This is a genomic window from Mycobacterium sp. NPDC048908, assembly GCF_043197955.1.
Classification (GTDB): domain Bacteria; phylum Actinomycetota; class Actinomycetes; order Mycobacteriales; family Mycobacteriaceae; genus Mycobacterium.
Window position 1 is genome coordinate 369,971 of record NZ_JBICUE010000006.1, and the last position, 17,536, is coordinate 387,506.

Here is a 17,536-nt window from a genome sequence, read left to right on the forward strand (position 1 = left end):
GTCCCCCCGCGTCGGTGTGGTGATCGCGCGCCAGCGCCCCGGTGACCGGCCAGGCTGACGAGCTCCCCCAGGAGCTATCGCGATCTGCACCTAGTGTCGGGCAACGGCACCATTCACACATGCGTAATGCGGTACTCGTTTGCGCTCCGGCGCCGACATCGCCTGAGATGCGCTGGCCGTCCGAAAGCCCACCTACATGCCCCAGACTCGCTAGTGGTCGACGAGGCGAAGTCCGGCAAGTGTGTTCATGACGAGCTGGGTTTTGTTCTCCTCGCGGTCGGCGATCTGCACCCCGTCGGCGCGAACTGCGGCTTGCAGCTGCCGCTGTTTCTGGCCGACGCGCGATTCGAAATCCTCGGCGTTCTCCTCGTCTTTCTGCTTGACCCGGATCGAAAGCTCCAACAGATCCAAGTCGCCGACGGTCCACCGCTCGATGCAGACCTTCTCGACATTGCCGATCGTTCGGTCGGCCCACTTGGTGGCGGCGATAGGCCCAAGTGCGATGAGTCGATCCAGACACACGGTGGGATGCACACACTGTTCAACGAACTCACGCTGATCGCGGCTCAGTACGGTGGCAGGCTCGGCGTCTTGACCTACCGCAGCCAGCAAGGCGCCCTGCCCGTGTTTGCCGACCGCCGACGCGGCGACAGAGTGCCTGCTGCCCGCCCAGTCACCTTCGATCCGGTACTCGAATTCTTCACCCTCGATACCGTGCTGCCACCGGCCGACAAGATTGCGCTCGTCGCACGGTCGTAATTTGACGGTGAGGTCGTCTGGTTCGTCGCCGCTGCGGAACCTGATGATGACGCCGCGGGCCAACAGCGGCAGATCGCCGCGCAGCACGCCGTCATGGTCATCGGCGAACCAGATCTGACGCTTTATCGTTTCTCCTCCGTCGATGCGTAGCGCCGCGAGCGCATCCGCCACCGCTCCCTCGACATTGACCTTGACCTCGACCGCTCTGCGCATCGGATCCCCCTGTCTGATCGTTGTGCACGCCCGCTGACTCATCGCCGGCGGATAAGTCCTCAGTGTCGGCCTCGCGGCGACGACCGACATGAGTAATCCGCTACCTCACCGCCAATGTCTGCGAAGTGGACGCGTCACCCACGAGTGCACGGTCCCGCCGACCGCGAACTGTTCGCGCGCACAAGATCCTCGGAGAGGACGACGGCGCTCCACCCAGCAAAGAGCCCGGTCAACGCGCCGATCGCCGGAAACGATGCGACATCACCCGGGTGAATCGACAACGCGGGTGATGACAATTCATCGGCACTCTCGAAAGGGTAGGCCCATGGCAGCATCGACGTGCGACCGGCGATATGTCGAAACTTCGCGGTCGCAGTGAAGCCTCGACCAGATCGCCCCGCCGCAGCGCAGCGATGGCTCGGCAGGACGGTTTGCGTTGTAGCCGCGCGCCCGGCAGACGTCTGTGACGAGTCGGACCTGGCGGATCAACCATACGAGGCAGGAGAGAACAAATGGGCATCAACACCTTTCGTGAGGTCGTCGAGATCCTCGACGCCGCAGTCAATGGTCCACAGACCGAGGTCGGCCCCCCACACCACGCCTTCTGGCGCAACGTCACTCGGGATGAGTTCGTCGCCACGAAGCTGCTCGGACAACCGATCGTGAAGTCCGGTGACGGCGCCAACTCGAATTTGATCTTGTCGTTGAAGGGCGAGCCGCCCTTCGGCTCCGGTCCGGATGCGGAGTTTCCCCGCATGCCAGTTGGTTTCGACCCAGTGCCAGACGAGTCCATACGTGCGATTGAGCTATGGATCAACGACGGCTGCCCCGATGTGTCGGACGTCGCCGAAAGTGCTTAACCGGTGAAACGCGAGTTGGTGCGTTAGCATTCGATCTTCGTCATCGCCGCGGTGGTTGTGGTTTCGGTCACCGCGATACTCCTGTGCTACAGGACATTTCCGGCGCTCTGGGCGCCTCCGCTGGCGTGCCTTTTGGCGCGGCACAACTGCATCGCGCCACATCACGTCACATCGAGAACGGTGCGCTCGATTCGCCCTCACCCGGGTGATAGGCGCCAAAGGGTGAAGACAGCTCACCCCGAAGCAAACCAGGCTTGGTTCCCGAAAGACCTGCGCGGCCGTCGCAATTGTTCCGGCCGCACACGGCCAAAGGTCCGATCCGGCGGCGTGACAGGTGAACAAATCACGGGAAGGAAGCGCAGGGATGGGTTCGGAGTTCGACGGTAAGAAAGTCGTTGTCGTCGGCGGTAGTGCGGGCATGGGACGCCAGGCCGCGCTCGACGTCATCGATCGAGGTGGTAGCGCAGTGATCATCGGGCGCTCCAAGAGTCGTGTCGACGAGACCGTGGCCGAGTTGACCAACCGGCAGGGTCGTGCCTGGGGGATCGCTGCCGAGCTGACCGACCGGTCCGCCGTCACCGACGTGCAACGCGAACTATCGGAAAACCACAGCGACGCAACGCTGCTGGTCAACGCGGCCGGCTTCTTCATCCCGAAGCCGTTCATGGAATACGACTCCGAGGCGTACGACTCCTACCTGGATCTGAACTACGCGCTGTTCTTCCTCACTCAGACCGTTGTCGCAGGCATGGTCGCCGGAGGCAAGGGCGGATCAATCGTCAACATCGGCTCTATGTGGGCGCATCAGGCCATCGGTGCGACACCGTCGACGGGCTACTCCATGCAGAAGGCCGGCTTGCACGCGCTCACTCACAACCTGGCCATCGAGCTGGCAGGTCATCAGATTCGCGTCAACGCCGTCGCGCCCGCAGTGGTGAAAACACCTCTGTACGAACGGTTCGTCCCCAAGGAGCAGATCGACGACACGCTGGCGACGTTCGCACCGCTTCATCCCCTCGGCCGCGTCGGTACCCCGGTGGATGTGGCCAACGCCATCACTTTCCTGCTCTCCGAACAATCAAGCTGGATCACCGGCGCGATTCTCAACGTCGATGGCGGCATCATGGCCGGCCGCAACTAGCCCACCGGCCTATCCCAGCGCAATCAAAATTTGCACTCAACACCAGGAGCACCTCTGATGCACGACTATCACAAGAATCCGGAAGCGATCGCCGGGCTGCGCCCTGAGCAGTACTACGTCACTCAGGAGAGCGGCACCGAGCGGCCCTTCACCGGCGAATATCTCGACAACCACGAGCCAGGCATCTACGTCGACGTGGTATCGGGTGAGCCGCTGTTCGCTTCGCTCGACAAGTTCGACAGCGGCACCGGCTGGCCGAGCTTCACCAAACCGATCGACGGCGACAACATCGTCGAAAAGGCCGACCACCGCCACATCATGGAGCGCACCGAGGTCCGCTCGCGCCACGGCGACAGCCACCTGGGACACGTCTTCGCCGACGGACCCCTGGAGAGGGGCGGCTTGCGTTACTGCATCAACTCCGCCGCGCTGCGCTTTATTCACCGCGACAACCTCCAGGCCGAGGGTTACGGGGATTACCTGAGCCTGTTCGACACCGCCGCCAAGGCCGGGCAGCACACCGATTCTCAGCTCACGGAGCCGCGCCGATGAGCACCGCAACGGCGATTCTGGCGGGCGGCTGCTTCTGGGGCGTCCAGGACCTCGTGCGCCTGCTGCCCGGTGTGGAATCGACCCGGGTCGGTTACACGGGCGGCGAGAACGAGCACCCCACCTACCGCAACCACCCCGGGCACGCCGAGGCGATCGAGATCACCTACGATCCCGCCAAGACGGATTACCGCACCCTGCTCGAGTTCTTCTTCCAGATCCACGACCCGTCGACCAAGAATCGCCAAGGCAACGACGTCGGCACCAGCTACCGATCCGCGATCTTCTACCTCGACGACGATCAGAAGCGCATCGCGTGCGAAACCATCGCCGAGGTCGAGGCTTCGGGCCTGTGGCCCGGCCCGGTAGTCACCGAGGTGACCCCGGCCGGTCCCTTCTGGGAGGCCGAACCAGAGCATCAGGATTACCTGCAGCGCTACCCGGGCGGGTATACGTGCCACTACATCCGGCCGCAATGGAAGCTGCCTGACCGCAGCGGATCTGAAAGCGCGGAGCACCGTCGGTGAGTCGGACCCGTGTGAATGACCGCCATCACGCGCGGTGTCAGGTTCTGTCGGCGCGCGATCGGCAGATGCTCACCGCAGCGTACTCACCGGTCATCGCCTACGGCGCCACGCTGATTGCCGCGCGAATTTCCCGAAGGCGTCGTCACCAACACGTGCAGGCGGCTGTCAGATGACACAAAACGCCGTTCTCAGCGCGCTGTCCGCGGCGGGCGTGTCGGTCTGGTTGGACGACCTGTCCCGTGACCGCATCACATCGGGAAATCTGCAGCATCTGATCGACACCAGAAGCGTGGTGGGCGTCACCGCAAACCCGTCGATTTTCGAGCGGGCAATCTCAGGGAGCCAGTCTTACACGCGGCAGCTCACCGAATTGGCCCGGCAGGGTGCCGACCCGGAATTCGCGATCTTCACCGTCATCACCGACGACGTGCGGTCGGCCTGCGACATCCTGCGGCCGCAGTGGGAGGCATCCGGTGGTGTCGATGGGCGGGTATCGATCGAGGTCGATCCGCGGCTTGCGAACGATCCCGAGGCGACGGTCCGCCAGGCCGCCGCGCTGTGGAAGATCATCGACCGCCCGAACCTCTTCATCAAGATTCCTGCCACATCGGCGGGGATGCAGGCCATCACCGCCGCGCTGGCCGAAGGCATTTCAGTCAACGTGACGCTCATCTTCTCCGTCGAGCGTCATCGACAGGTGATGGATGCCTATCTGGCCGGGCTGGAAGCCGCGCAACTCGCCGGTCGGAATCTCGCCGAAATCCACTCGGTGGCTTCGTTGTTCGTCTCCCGGGTCGACACCGAAGTCGATCGGCGTCTCGAAACGATCGGCACCGATCGCGCCTTGGGGTTGCGCGGCAAGGCGGCCATCGCCAATGCCCGCCTGGCATATGCGGCCTACCAGGACGTGTTCGAATCAGGACCGCGTTACGCCCGACTCAGCAGCGCCGGCGCCCACGTGCAGCGTCCGCTTTGGGCATCCACCGGAGTGAAGAACCCCGACTATCCCGACACCATGTACGTCACCGAGCTGATCGCACCGCACACCGTCAGCACCATTCCGGAAGACACTCTGGAAGCCGTCGCCGACCACGGCGCCGTGGCCGACTCCATCATCGGCACGGCCGATAGGTCCCGAACGGTGCTCGATCAGATCAGTGCAGCCGGTGTCGACCTCGCCGACGTCTTCTCGGTGCTCGAAAACGACGGCGTCGCCAAGTTCACCGCCTCTTGGCGCCAACTCCTCGACGCCTATCCCAGTTCAACGACCGAAACCGAGCGTGGCGGGGGAGGGCCGGGTCGTTGACCACCCAGGCATCCGCTGTCGGTGAACTGCAGGCGCGGCGTCCCTTTCCCGCCCGGCAGGGTCCCAAGGGCACGCTGCTCTACAAGCTGATAACGACCACCGATCACAAGGTGATCGGCATGATGTACGTCGTTGTCTGCTTCGCGTTCTTCTTCATCGGCGGTTTGATGGCTCTGTTCATCCGTACCGAACTGGCGGCGCCCGGTCTGCAATTCCTGTCCAATGAACAGTACAACCAGCTGTTCACCATGCATGGCACGGTGATGCTGCTGTTCTACGCCACACCGGTCGTGTTCGGGTTCGCCAATCTGGTGTTGCCGCTTCAGATCGGTGCGCCCGACGTAGCGTTCCCGCGACTGAATGCGTTGTCGTTCTGGCTGTTTCTGCTCGGCGCGTTGATCGCCTTGGGAGGCTTCGCCGCCCCGGGCGGCCCCGCTGATTTCGGCTGGACCGCCTACACGCCGCTCTCGAACGCCATCCACACGCCGGGCGCCGGCGGCGATCTGTGGATCATGGGCTTGATCGTCGGCGGCCTGGGCACCATTCTGGGCGCGGTCAATATGATCACCACCGTGGTGTGCATGCGCGCGCCGGGCATGACGATGTTCCGGTTGCCGATCTTCACCTGGAACATCCTGGTGACCAGCGTGATCGTGCTGGTCGCATTCCCGTTGTTGACCTCGGCGCTGTTCGGATTGGCCGCTGACCGCCACCTGGGCGCGCACATCTTCGACCCGGCCAACGGCGGCACCCTGTTGTGGGAGCACTTGTTCTGGTTCTTCGGGCACCCGGAGGTGTACATCATCGCGTTGCCGTTCTTCGGCATCGTCACCGAGATCATCCCGGTGTTCTCGCGTAAGCCGCTCTTCGGCTACATCGGAATGGTCTATGCGACAACCTCGATCGCTGCATTGTCAATCGCGGTGTGGGCACATCACCTCTACGCCACCGGTGCGGTGCTGCTCCCGTTCTTCTCGTTCATGACGTTCCTGATCGCAGTGCCCACGGGCATCAAGTTCTTCAACTGGATCGGCACGATGTGGAAGGGCCAGCTGACGTTCGAGACACCGATGCTGTTCTCGATCGGCTTTCTTGTCACGTTCCTGCTTGGCGGCCTTTCGGGCGTCCTGCTTGCCTCGCCGCCCATCGACTTTCACGTCACCGACTCCTACTTCGTGGTGGCGCACTTCCATTACGTGCTGTTCGGCACCATCGTGTTCGCCACCTACGGTGGGGTGTACTTTTGGTTTCCCAAAATGACCGGCCGGCTGCTGGATGAGCGGCTGGGCAAGCTGCACTTCTGGTTGACCTTGATCGGCTTCCACGGCACGTTCCTGGTGCACCATTGGCTCGGCGCCGCGGGTATGCCGCGCCGCTACGCTGATTACCTGCCCACCGACGGATTCACCACCTTGAACGTGGTATCGACGATCGGCGCCTTCATCCTCGGTGCCTCGGTACTGCCGTTCGTGTGGAATGTATTCAAGAGCTGGCGCTACGGGGAACCGGTCATGGTCGACGATCCGTGGGGCTACGGCAACTCGCTCGAGTGGGCCACCAGTTGCCCGCCGCCGCGGCACAACTTCACTGAGTTGCCCCGAATCCGTTCGGCGCGTCCGGCATTCGAACTGCACTATCCACACATGGTTGACCGGATACGCGACGAGGCGCACGTGCATCGCACCCGTCACCGATCGGTGGCGGCACCGTGAACCGGCTAGTGCATGCCCTGATCGGCGATCTGCCCACCGTGGCGGACGTAGCTATCAAAACCTCCGCGTTATTCGTGACCGCGGCGATTTTATTCCGCTTCACCCAACGACGTACCTTGGCGGAATTCGCACCATTCGACTGGATCGCCGCCGTCGCCGCCGGAGCCATCGTCGGACGTGCCGCCACCGCGACCGACACCGCGTGGCTGCAGGCGACCACCGCACTGCTGTGCGTACTTGGCGCCCACGCGGTCATCGCCCGACTGCGCTTGATTCCCGCAATGTGCAGGTTCGTCGATCCGCCGCTGATGGTCTTGATCAAAGACGGTGAGGTGAACCGACGCACGCTACGCCGCTGCGGCCTGACCACCGCGGATTTAGAGGCGGTGCTGCGCGAACACGGGCATCTCGACGCCGACGGTATCCATCTCGCCATTCTCGAAGCAAAAGGTGCCATCTCTGTGGTAGGAGCTGAGCCCGCCTCGAGAATCCGAACAGGCGCTACGAGACCTTGTCCGAGTCACCCCTGCCCCGATCGATTGGAGACATCGTGATGCACAACTGGGATGCCGCCCGCCTGGTACGTGTGGTCGCTGGCGCAGCGGTGCTGGCTGGGTTGGCCGCTTCGATCGCCAGCTGTAGTGGAAAAGGTTCGGAGGCGCCGTCGACCACTGAACCACCGACGACGACAACGGCGACCACACAAGCTCCGCCTCCCGCCGCGCCGCCGCCTGCACCGACCGAGAAGAGCATCAATCCCACCGGAGGGAACCGGTTCACGCCGACGGTCCACGCACCATCGGCTCCGACAGCTATCCCGGGCAACAAAGAGAACACGGGATAGGGCGCTGATCATCACCAACAGGGAGCACTAATGACTACTGTCAACAAAGGCTTTCATGGCCGCCGCGCAGAAGTGGATCGCGAACTGCCACCCGGTCAACATCTGACCCCGGATTTCCCGGTGCTGCAGGCAGGACCGACTCCGCGCATCGACCTCGACGCCTGGCGGTTCACCATCCGCGACGAGCGCGGTGGCGAACACGTATGGACGTGGAACCAGTTGAAGCAATTGCCCAAGGAGCAGCCCACTGTCGACATACATTGCGTCACCACTTGGTCCAAGCTGGACACCAAATGGGAAGGCGTCTCAATCGACACACTGTTCGAATCGGTAGACACCACAGCCGAATTCGCACTGGTCGGCTCTTACGGCGGCTACACCACCAACATCCCTGTTGCAGACCTCCTCGGTGGCAAAGCCTGGATCGTCTACGGTTATCAGGGCGAACCGCTGCCGCCGGTGCATGGTGGCCCAGCGCGGCTGTTGGTGCCCCATCTGTATTTCTGGAAATCCGCGAAGTGGGTGCGATCCATTGAGTTGCGCGAGACGGACATACCCGGATTCTGGGAAGGTCTTGGCTACCACAGCTACGGCGATCCGTGGCGAGAGCAACGCTATGCCGGGGATTGACCGGTGGCTGATGGTCTGACACCGAAGTTGCGGTGGCTGGTGGCGCGGGTGGTGGCGTCCGAACCCGAAACCGATACCGCCCAGACCATCGCACTGGAGGTGCCGGGTTGGCGCGGCCACGCGGCCGGTCAACACATCGACCTCAAGCTGACCGCCGAGGACGGTTACACCGCACAGCGTAGTTATTCGCTGAGCAGGCCGGCCGACGGTGAGCGAATAGAACTCACGGTGCAGCGGCTCCCTGACGGAGAAGTCTCGCCCTACCTCACCGGGCTTCAACCCGGTGAAGAGATCGAGCTTCGCGGACCCATCGGTGGTTGGTTCGTCTGGCGGCCGGCCCAGCGGGGCCGGATACTGCTGGTCGCCGGCGGATCCGGCATCGTGCCGTTGATGGCGATGCTGCGACAGCGGACAGCGGACGGTGATGCAGAGTTTCGGCTCGTCTACTCGGTGCGCAGTCCGGCTGACGTCTTCTACGCACAAGAATTGGCGCAACTCGAGCGAGATTGTGACTGGCTGACGACAACCGTGATCTACACCCGAGTGGCCACGCCGCAGACGGCCAGGCCGCCAGGGCGGATCGGCGGCAGTGATCTCACGGTGCCGGGTTTCAGCGTCGGCGGCGACGTACACGTGTATGTCTGCGGTCCAACGGGATTCGTGGAATCGGTGACCGCGACGCTGGTCGGACAAGGATATCGGCCATCAGCCATCCGGACCGAGCGGTTCGGCCCGAACGGCTAGTCGAGGAAGAAGGAATGATGACAGAGCCCACACATGTCGACGGCAACGCCGCAGCAGGTGATTTCGCGGAGATACTGGGATTCGACGTCACCACCGCGATGCTGATCTGCGCCGGCTGTGCTCACGACGTAGCCTTCGCCGAAAGCCACGTTTATTCTCGCGGCCCTGGCATCGTGGCCCGCTGCCCGGGTTGTGACAACGTCCTGGCCCGGCTGTCACGAACGCCCACCGATGTGTGGCTCGACCTGAGCGGTGCCCGCTCGTGGCGGATCCCCGTGCCGGCCGGCTGATGGAGTCCCTCGACACGCTTGCCAGTCGCGTGCGCACCGCCGACATCGTGGACGCGATCGGGCGACTGCATCGGCATCGCTGTCATCTCCTCGACCTGGTGAGCCCCACTCCCGGTCGCAGACTCTTCGGGCCTGCAGTGACCATCGCGTTCTTCCCCGCATGCCGGTCGGCAATGCCGCCGGAGCAGCACACGTTTTCGAAGCTGTTCTATCAAGCCATCGAACACGGCGCCAAGGGGCGCGTGCTGGTCTTGGCCAGCAACGGCTACACTGACGCGTCGTTGGCCGGAGGAACGAAGTTGTCGCGGGCTGAAAACCATCGGCTCGCAGGCGTTCTCGCCGACGGCAGGCTGCGCGACTTCGCCGAACTCGAACACTACGATCTCGCGATCTACTGCAGGGGTGAAACCACACGGTGGGGCGGTGACACGGTCACCCCCTACGAGGCGAACCGCCCGGTGGTCATCGACGGTGTAGCGATTCATCCCGGCGACTTCATATTCGCCGATGCCTCCGGCGCTGTGGTCATCCCGGCCTGCGACGTGCTGACTGTGCTGCACACGGCCAACCAGGTAGTCGAGGCGGACGCGGAGTCCATCGTAACGATCAGAAATGAATCCCCGAATACGTTGGCAGACAACGAGATGTGACTGATCTCTCAATCGGTTCTCGGCGACGATGCCGTCCCTTTGGCGGACGCTTTCTGGTACCGCATGTCATCGGCGTACATTTGCTCGTCGCTGGGGCGCATCTCCAGGGATGCCGGCATGAACTCCTCGCTGGCGGAGAATCGAGCCAGCGCGGATTGGGCCAAACCGATCGATACCAATGGCCGGGCGAACAGAGTGTTGGTGACGTACCCCAGCGCAACGGCCCACCTGTTGGCGTTACGGGGGATGGCGTAAAGGTGATAGAGCCGGGTAACGAGTTTCGCGGCGAAACCGGATAGTTGAACGTTGAGCGGGTTCGCGACAGCGAATCCGGGACCCAGGTCGACAACGGTTCCTAGATCGCGGTGTCGATAGTTGCGGGCCTTGCCGTAACCCAGACTGGCGGCGACGTTTCGCGCGAGGACTTTGCCCTGCCGGTTGGCGTGTTGTGCAGTCGGCGGCGTTATCGTTCCGGGGTTGGTGGCGTCGGGCACGGCCGCGGCGTCACCGCCGGCGTACACGCCGTCGAAACCGGGCACCTGCAAATCCGGTCCGACCTTGAGTCTGCCTTTCTCAGTCGGCAGCCCCGTCGCTGCGATGAGAGGGCTCGCGACCACGCCGGCTACCCATGCGACGGTGTATGTGCCGACGCGGGTCCCATCGCTGAGAACAACATGATCGACCGCGACCCGGGAAAGGGTGACACCGGTGATGATCTCCACACCACGCTCTCTCAACACCCGCTCGGCTCGTGCGGCCAACCCGGGGCCCAGTTCGGGCATCAGCCGTCCCGAGCGTTCGACGAGTATCAACCTGACGTCCTCGGGCTCGAATCCGAAGTCGCGCGCCGCCACTGTGGCCATTGCCGATAACTGTGCGATGAGTTCTGTTCCGGAATAAGAAGATCCAACGACCACGATGGTCCTGCGCGCATTCGCGCGTTCCCGGTTGCTGTCGATGCGCGCTAGTTCGAACTGCTCGATGATGTGGTCGCGTAGGTAGAGCGCCTGGGCTATCGACTTCAGGCCGCGCGCGTGCTCGGCCAGTCCAGGGATGTCGAACAGCCGACTGATCGAGCCGGGGGTCAGGACGAGCCGATCCCAGGAAAGCTCGTGGGAGGTGTTTTCCTGGTCTCGGCACTGCAGTGAACGTGCAGACAAGTCCACCGAATCGACATAGGCCCTGAACAACTGCACACCCGGCAGTTTGTCGATCAAAGGCACAGTCGCAAAACGGGGGTCGATTGCTCCACCGGCGACGTCGGGTAGAAGGGGCGTGTACAGCAGGTAATCGACGGGCGATATCAGGGTCACAGTCGCGTCGGAGCGGTGCCGCTGTAGCAGCTTGGTGAGCTGGCGTGCGCATTCGAATCCGGCGAATCCGCTACCCACGATCAGAATTGAAGGTGGCTGCCCCACGGCATCTCCGCCGTGGCGGTTCTTGACCAAACCGGCACGTGTCTGGGCTCTAGGCATGTGATCTCCCTTGGTCGCGGTGCCCCGGAGGGCGCTGTGGCGCGAGAGCATTCGCACCGGGTGAACGTCCGGTGGTGAATGGCGCCCGGTCTGTGGGGTGGGCGCGTTCGGCTGCGTCGTGGACAGCGGTGCCTCTGTCGGTTGAGCCTGTCGTCACGTGGGGTGAGTGGTCATCACCCATTCATCAGGATCGCCCGGGTGATCTCTCCCAAAAGTGTCTTCTGCTCTGGTTTTCGCACTCGATGCTGGCTCGGCGCTTGTGAGCAGTCCCGCAGGACTCACCCGGATGATCACACAGTCAGGGTGATGACCAGTCACCCTGCTGGGCGGCACTCTCATCAAAGGCATGACCGAATCGAGGGGACCTACCGTTGACTGAACTCACCGATCGATCAATCGACACGACAATGGTCGGCCGACTGGCTACCCAGCTGCGCGCCGACGCGATCCGCGCCAGCACCGCCGCCGGTTCGGGGCATCCGACCTCCAGCATGTCGGCCGCCGATTTGATGGCCGTTCTGCTCGCGAGCCACCTGCGCTACGACTGGGATCAGCCGGACCACCGGGACAACGATCACTTCATCTTGTCCAAAGGGCACGCATCCCCGTTGCTGTATGCCATGTTAAAGGCGGCAGGCGTCATCACCGATACCGAACTGATGACCGGCTACCGCCGCTTCGGCTCGCGCCTGCAAGGTCACCCGACACCCATCCTGCCGTGGGTCGACGTCGCCAGCGGGTCCTTGGGTCAGGGAATCGCCAACGGCGTCGGTGTCGCGCTAGCTGGAAAGTTCCTCGACGAGTCTCCGTTCCGCGTGTGGGTGTTGTGCGGTGACAGCGAAACCGCCGAAGGATCGGTCTGGGAGGCGCTGGACAAGGCCGGGCACTACGCATTGGCGAACTTCACCGTCATCGTCGACGTGAACCGGCTCGGTCAACGCGGACCCACCGAGTTGGGCTGGGACTTGGAGACCTACGCGCGACGCGCGGAAGCCTTCGGCTGCCAGGCCATCACCGTCGACGGGCACAATCTCGAGGACATCGACCGCGCGTTCAGCGCGGCGCGCGACTCCGCGACTCCCACGGTGATCTTCGCGAAAACCATCAAGGGGCGCGGATTCAGCGAAATCGAAGATCAAGAGGGCTGGCACGGTAAAGCCCTACCGCCCGAGATGGCGCAACGCGCACTGGCCGAACTCGGCAGCATCGAAGACGTGACCGTCACCGGGCTCAAACCGGCGGTGCGCGAGTGCCGCGCAACACCGGAACGGGGCGTGGCGACCGAAACCGCCGCCTCACGTCGACCGCATTACACACCCGGGGACAAGGTGGCGACCCGAGCAGCGTATGGGGCCGCGTTGGCTGCGCTTGGCGCGGCCAATCCCCGGATTGTGGCGATGGACGGCGAAGTCAGCAACTCCACCGGGGCTGGCGAATTTGCCCGCCAGTGCCCTGAGCGTTATTTCGAAATGTTCATTGCCGAACAGCAACTCGTTGCGTCGGCCGTCGGACTGAGTGTCCGGCAGTACATTCCGTTCGCGTCGACTTTTGCCGCGTTCTTGACTCGGGCGCACGACTTCATCCGCATGGCGGCCGTCTCCCGCGCGAACATCTGCTTGGTCGGGTCTCACGCGGGCGTCGAGATCGGCGCTGACGGGCCATCCCAGATGGCATTGGAAGACCTGGCGATGATGCGGTCCATTCACGGTGCGACCGTCCTCTATCCGAGCGACGCGACGAGCGCCGCCGCCCTGGTCGACCTCATGGCCCACGCTGAGGGCATCCGCTACATGAGGACCACGCGCGGCGCCTATCCCGTTCTCTACGGGCCGGCCGCGGAGTTCACCGTCGGCGGCTCCCACACGCTGCGACGCAGCGCCGACGACCAGGTCACACTGATCGGTGCCGGCGTCACTGTTCACCAATGCCTGGCCGCGGCCGAATCGCTGGACCGCAGCGGAATCGCCGCCCGCGTCATCGACGTGTACTCCATCAAACCGATTGATCGGGACACGCTGGTTGGCGCCGTGCGTGATACGAGTGGACGTTTGGTCATCGCCGAGGACCACCATGCCGAGGGCGGACTCGGTTCGGCCGTTCTCGAAGCCCTCGTCGGAAAAGACACACCCCCGATTCGGCTGGCGCACTTGGCCGTGCGCATCATGCCAGGATCGGGAACACCCAGTGAGTTGCTCGCTGCTGCTGCAATCGACGCGGCGAGTATCGACAGTGCCGCGCGAGACCTGCTGGACGGCACGCCCGGTCACGTCGGCCACCGAACCGTTTAGCCTGCGCCGCCGAGTTGCGGCGCTTCTACGTGGGTTCCTCACCCCGGGTGAAGTGCACGATCGGATGAAGACAACTCACCCCGTGTGCGCCGATAGTGGTCGCTGTCGGTGGTGGTCTCGCCAATGGCGCGGACGCATGATCTTGCCAACGCAACACCACTGCAGGACAGGAGAACACGATGGCTGATGCCTACCTGCTCGGGGGCGTGCGGACACCGTTCGCCCGGTATGGCGGATCTCTGTCCCACCTGCGCCTCGACGACCTGCTCGGGCTGGCTCTGGTGGGGGCCTGCGAACGCGTCGGTGTCGATCGCGACCAGATCGAAGACATCATCGCCGGATGTGTGAATCCCGCGCACGAGGGGATGGGAGATCTCGCCCGTTGGGCGGCGCTTGCGGCCGGCTTCCCTGACAGCGCGGCGGGGGCCACTGTCAATCGATTCTGTGGGTCGTCACTGAGCGCCATGGCCATGATCGCGCATGCGATCAAAGCCGGCGACCTCGGTGTCGGGATCGCCTGCGGCGCAGAGTCGATGTCACGCTCAGGATTTGCGTACATGAAGGGCGAGGCCCCGTTCAGTCCGCGCGGGCCGCAATTGCTGCTCGACACCATGTGGTCCGGTTCCGGCGGCCCCCCCAACCCGGTGTTGCTGAGTCGCAATGCCTACATCGGCATGATCGAAACCGCGCAGAACGTCGCCGATCGGTATCAACTCAGTCGCGAAGAGATCGATGCGTTCGCGCTACGTTCCCAACAGCACGCCCGTGCCGCCCGCGACTCGGGCAGGCTCGCCAAAGAAATCATGCCCGTGACCATCCCGGCCACTCGAAAAGCGCCACTTCGCACCGTAAGCCACGACGAATTCATCCGCGACGACACCACTCTCGAGCTGCTGGCCGCCCTGCCCGCCCAGCCAGGGACCACTCAGATGACCGCCGGGAACTCCACCCCCCTGTCCGACGGCGCGGCCGCACTGGTCCTGGCTTCCGCCGCGCGGGCCGACGAACTGGGCATCCCCCCGCTGGCTCGGGTGGTGTCCTCGGCTGTCTACGGTAACGATCCGTTACTGATGGGCATCGCCCCGGCCTGGGCGCTACCGCTGGCGCTACGACGCGCGGGTCTGACGCCCCAACAGATCGACGTATGGGAGATCCACGAGGCCTTCAGCGCGCAAGCCCTCGGCGTACTGCGGGAGCTGCCGAACCAACTCGACGGATTCCAGGTCCCCGACGATAAGCTCACCCCCAACGGGGGCGCCGTGGCGATCGGACATCCATTCGGTGCCACCGGCGTGCGCTACGCGCTGACCCTGGCGACCGAACTGCGCGAACGGAATCTGCGTTACGGCGCCATCGGTGTGTGCATCGGCTCCGGCCAGGGCGTGGCAATGGTTCTGGAAAACCCGCAAGCCGCTTGACCGAGATCCGCAGCCCATCGCAGGAAGCCGAGTCGGCGGCGCCGCTGGCCGAGCAGGGGATAGGGAGGTGACCCGAGAGGTGGCGCACCACCGGCCCGAACAGCCATGCAGCGCAGACGATCTGCGCACACTGTTCTTGTTCGAGAAGCTCACAGACGATCAGCTCGCGCAACTGTGCACCAACGCCCGCATCGAGGTTTTCGAAACGGGTCCGGTGGTGGAGGAAGGCGAGGACGCGCTGCTGTTCCTCGTGCTCATGGACGGTGAAATCGTGATATCGAAGCTGTCTGGGGACCGAGACATCGAAGCAGGACGCACCTCACACCGAGGAACGTACTGCGGTGCGGTGGCGTCGTGTCTGGAAGAGCCACCCCGGACGTATCCGTTCTCGGTGCGCGCGACCACGCGATCGCGGTTCGTGGTGCTCGACGCGCACGCCTTTGGCGGCTTCGTACGCGAGCATTTCGCGATGGCCGTTCACATGCTGCAAGGCCTGTGGGGCGATCACGAAGGCATCCACCGCACCGTGGATCACCATAACCGGATACGCGCCGCAGGCACCATTGCCGCCGGACTTGCCCATGGTTTGAACAACCCGGCGTCGGCGACTGTGCGTGCCGCGGCCGATTTACGTTCGCGTGTCAACAGATTGGCCCTGAATCAGGTTCCCAGCGATACCGCACGCACGGTGCTCGCAGCGGTGATCGAAGAGATCCAGTGCCGCCACGCCCAACAATCCCGAATGCCGGCGGGCGAGCGTCGTTCGCCGCTTGAGAATTCGCGGCTCGAAGACGAGATCTGCGACTGGCTCGATGATCACGACGTCTCGAACCCGTGGAGCATCGCGCCGACTCTCACCGCCGCCGGAATGGATGCCACACGCTTGGATGCGGTGGTCAACACGCTTGACTGCATGCGCGCCCCAGATTCCGCCGAGCTGGCACTCAGCTGGCTGGCCAACGTCATCGATGCCCAACACCTCATCAATGACATCGCGGAGGCCGGCGAACGGATCTCCGAACTGGTCGACGCCAGCAGGCAGTTCTCGCACATGGACGGCTCCGCCTTCGACGTAGTCGATCTACACCTGCTTCTCGACAGCACCATCGACGTCCTGGCGCCCAGGCTGGGCACCGACATCGCGGTCGTGCGTGAATACGACGTGCTGCTACCCGGATTACCCTGCTATCCCAGTGAATTGGCGCAGGCCTTCAGCCACATTCTGTCGAACGGCATCGATGCGATGCGCGGCGGCGACACCGACGGTAGGACACTCACACTGCGCACCGGAATGACCGACAATGCCGTCTTCGTCGAGATCACCGACACTGGGCCGGGTATCGATTCGAGCATCTGCGAGTACATTTTCGACCCGTTTTTCACCACCAAACCGGTCGGTGAGGGCGCAGGGCTCGGGCTCAACATCGCATGGCGCATCGTTGTGAACCGGCACGGCGGGACGCTGTCTGTGAACTCGGCACCGGGGAACACCCGATTCACCATCACGCTGCGCCCAGCACATGTCGAGGCATGCTGATGCGCCGAGATCCCACTCCCGGAAAGGACGATCCGTGGCCCGCTTGAAGTTTCCCCACTCGATCGACGACGCGCCTGAGGCCAGCCGACCGGCGCTCAGAGCAGTCGACCAGCAACTGGGATTCACTCCTAATTCCTTCAAGTTGATGTCGCTGAGTCCCTCAGCGCTGACTGGCGTCGTAGCGCTGCAGGGCGCACTCGCGAGGACAACCGACGCCCGGACACGCGATGTCGTCGCGCTGGCGGTCTCGCAGGCTAACGGCTGCAAGTACTGCCTTTCGGCCCACAGCCACACCGCGGCTCAGTTCAACCATGCCACCGCGGAGGAAATCGCGCTCGCACGCCAAGGCCGCTCGGCTGACCCCAAGCGGCAGGCGGCGGGAATCTTCGCCCGACGCGTGATCGAGGAGCGCGGCAAAGTCACCGACGCCGACCTCGAGGCGGTTCGCAACGCAGGCTACAACGACAAGCAGATCGTCGAACTGGTCGCCCTGGCAGCACAATTCCTGCTGACCAATTTCATGAACAACGTTGCCGACACCGATATCGACTTCCCGCCAGCACCCGACGATCCCACGATTGCGTGAGCCCCGT

17 protein-coding genes are annotated in these 17,536 nt (G+C 63.7%); 15 read left to right on the forward strand and 2 right to left on the reverse strand.

Annotation, left to right across the window (positions count from 1 at the left end):
- Window positions 1-210: 210 nt before the first annotated feature.
- Entirely contained in the window at window positions 211-972 is a 762-nt protein-coding gene (locus tag ACGFK1_RS18780; protein ID WP_393432204.1) for a hypothetical protein, read from the reverse strand.
- A gap of 512 nt (window positions 973-1,484) precedes the next feature.
- Here ACGFK1_RS18780 and ACGFK1_RS18785 point away from each other — a divergent pair.
- From ACGFK1_RS18785 to ACGFK1_RS18835, 11 genes are all read left to right on the forward strand, one after another.
- Window positions 1,485-1,832: a hypothetical protein gene (locus ACGFK1_RS18785; protein ID WP_393432207.1), complete on the forward strand. Its 348-nt coding sequence runs from the start codon at window positions 1,485-1,487 to the stop codon at window positions 1,830-1,832.
- 364 nt (window positions 1,833-2,196) lie between these two features.
- Entirely contained in the window at window positions 2,197-2,973 is a 777-nt protein-coding gene (locus ACGFK1_RS18790) for an SDR family NAD(P)-dependent oxidoreductase (RefSeq protein WP_393432210.1), read from the forward strand.
- Between the two features lie 57 nt (window positions 2,974-3,030).
- Window positions 3,031-3,525 carry a peptide-methionine (R)-S-oxide reductase MsrB gene (msrB, locus tag ACGFK1_RS18795; RefSeq protein ID WP_393432213.1) on the forward strand — a complete coding sequence of 165 codons (495 nt, stop codon included), beginning with the start codon at window positions 3,031-3,033 and terminating at the stop codon, window positions 3,523-3,525.
- Entirely contained in the window at window positions 3,522-4,049 is a 528-nt protein-coding gene (gene msrA, locus ACGFK1_RS18800) for a peptide-methionine (S)-S-oxide reductase MsrA (RefSeq protein WP_393432216.1), read from the forward strand. Before msrB ends, msrA begins: the two co-directional genes overlap by 4 nt.
- A 169-nt stretch (window positions 4,050-4,218) precedes the next feature.
- Entirely contained in the window at window positions 4,219-5,355 is a 1,137-nt protein-coding gene (gene tal, locus ACGFK1_RS18805; RefSeq protein ID WP_393432219.1) for a transaldolase, read from the forward strand.
- On the forward strand, window positions 5,352-7,067 hold the full coding sequence (ctaD, locus tag ACGFK1_RS18810) for a cytochrome c oxidase subunit I (RefSeq protein ID WP_393432222.1): 1,716 nt from the start codon (window positions 5,352-5,354) through the stop codon (window positions 7,065-7,067). The genes tal and ctaD overlap by 4 nt, the downstream gene beginning before the upstream one ends.
- On the forward strand, window positions 7,064-7,621 hold the full coding sequence (locus tag ACGFK1_RS18815) for a DUF421 domain-containing protein (protein ID WP_393432225.1): 558 nt from the start codon (window positions 7,064-7,066) through the stop codon (window positions 7,619-7,621). Before ctaD ends, ACGFK1_RS18815 begins: the two co-directional genes overlap by 4 nt.
- A gap of 320 nt (window positions 7,622-7,941) precedes the next feature.
- Window positions 7,942-8,541, forward strand: coding sequence for a sulfite oxidase-like oxidoreductase (locus tag ACGFK1_RS18820; protein WP_393432228.1), 600 nt, complete (start codon window positions 7,942-7,944; stop codon window positions 8,539-8,541).
- 3 nt (window positions 8,542-8,544) lie between these two features.
- Window positions 8,545-9,285 carry a ferredoxin reductase gene (locus ACGFK1_RS18825; RefSeq protein WP_393432231.1) on the forward strand — a complete coding sequence of 247 codons (741 nt, stop codon included), beginning with the start codon at window positions 8,545-8,547 and terminating at the stop codon, window positions 9,283-9,285.
- Between the two features lie 17 nt (window positions 9,286-9,302).
- Complete coding sequence (locus ACGFK1_RS18830; protein WP_393432234.1) at window positions 9,303-9,575, forward strand: DUF6510 family protein; 273 nt, start codon at window positions 9,303-9,305, stop codon at window positions 9,573-9,575.
- Entirely contained in the window at window positions 9,548-10,225 is a 678-nt protein-coding gene (locus ACGFK1_RS18835) for an RraA family protein (protein WP_393432237.1), read from the forward strand. Before ACGFK1_RS18830 ends, ACGFK1_RS18835 begins: the two co-directional genes overlap by 28 nt.
- 8 nt (window positions 10,226-10,233) lie before the next feature.
- On the opposite strand, the gene ACGFK1_RS18840 is transcribed toward ACGFK1_RS18835, so the two are convergent.
- Complete coding sequence (locus tag ACGFK1_RS18840) at window positions 10,234-11,622, reverse strand: NAD(P)/FAD-dependent oxidoreductase (protein WP_393432392.1); 1,389 nt, start codon at window positions 11,620-11,622, stop codon at window positions 10,234-10,236.
- A 449-nt stretch (window positions 11,623-12,071) separates the two neighbouring features.
- On the opposite strand from ACGFK1_RS18840, the gene ACGFK1_RS18845 reads away from it, so the two are divergent.
- The 4 genes from ACGFK1_RS18845 to ACGFK1_RS18860 all read left to right on the forward strand — a co-directional run bounded on the left by ACGFK1_RS18845 (window position 12,072) and on the right by ACGFK1_RS18860 (window position 17,529).
- The gene (locus tag ACGFK1_RS18845) at window positions 12,072-13,988 is read left to right on the forward strand and encodes a transketolase (protein WP_393432240.1); all 1,917 of its coding nucleotides are present in this window, start codon (window positions 12,072-12,074) and stop codon (window positions 13,986-13,988) included.
- A gap of 179 nt (window positions 13,989-14,167) precedes the next feature.
- Window positions 14,168-15,406 (forward strand): thiolase family protein, encoded by a 1,239-nt coding sequence (locus ACGFK1_RS18850; protein ID WP_393432243.1) that lies wholly within the window; start codon window positions 14,168-14,170, stop codon window positions 15,404-15,406.
- A gap of 67 nt (window positions 15,407-15,473) precedes the next feature.
- On the forward strand, window positions 15,474-16,943 hold the full coding sequence (locus tag ACGFK1_RS18855; RefSeq protein WP_393432246.1) for an ATP-binding protein: 1,470 nt from the start codon (window positions 15,474-15,476) through the stop codon (window positions 16,941-16,943).
- Window positions 16,944-16,977: 34 nt separating this feature from the next.
- Entirely contained in the window at window positions 16,978-17,529 is a 552-nt protein-coding gene (locus ACGFK1_RS18860; protein WP_393432249.1) for a carboxymuconolactone decarboxylase family protein, read from the forward strand.
- Window positions 17,530-17,536 lie beyond the last annotated feature (7 nt).

What these genes read in the sequence shown, in the direction of transcription:
- msrA (WP_393432216.1), top strand. Translation starts at nt 3,522, where the DNA reads ATGAGCACCGCAACGGCGATTCTGGCGGGCGGCTGCTTCTGGGGCGTC.
- tal (WP_393432219.1), top strand. Translation starts at nt 4,219, where the DNA reads ATGACACAAAACGCCGTTCTCAGCGCGCTGTCCGCGGCGGGCGTGTCG.
- msrB (WP_393432213.1), top strand. Translation starts at nt 3,031, where the DNA reads ATGCACGACTATCACAAGAATCCGGAAGCGATCGCCGGGCTGCGCCCT.
- ACGFK1_RS18790 (WP_393432210.1), top strand. Translation starts at nt 2,197, where the DNA reads ATGGGTTCGGAGTTCGACGGTAAGAAAGTCGTTGTCGTCGGCGGTAGT.
- ACGFK1_RS18850 (WP_393432243.1), top strand. Translation starts at nt 14,168, where the DNA reads ATGGCTGATGCCTACCTGCTCGGGGGCGTGCGGACACCGTTCGCCCGG.
- ACGFK1_RS18830 (WP_393432234.1), top strand. Translation starts at nt 9,303, where the DNA reads ATGACAGAGCCCACACATGTCGACGGCAACGCCGCAGCAGGTGATTTC.
- ACGFK1_RS18820 (WP_393432228.1), top strand. Translation starts at nt 7,942, where the DNA reads ATGACTACTGTCAACAAAGGCTTTCATGGCCGCCGCGCAGAAGTGGAT.
- ACGFK1_RS18785 (WP_393432207.1), top strand. Translation starts at nt 1,485, where the DNA reads ATGGGCATCAACACCTTTCGTGAGGTCGTCGAGATCCTCGACGCCGCA.
- ACGFK1_RS18780 (WP_393432204.1), bottom strand. Translation starts at nt 972, where the DNA reads ATGCGCAGAGCGGTCGAGGTCAAGGTCAATGTCGAGGGAGCGGTGGCG.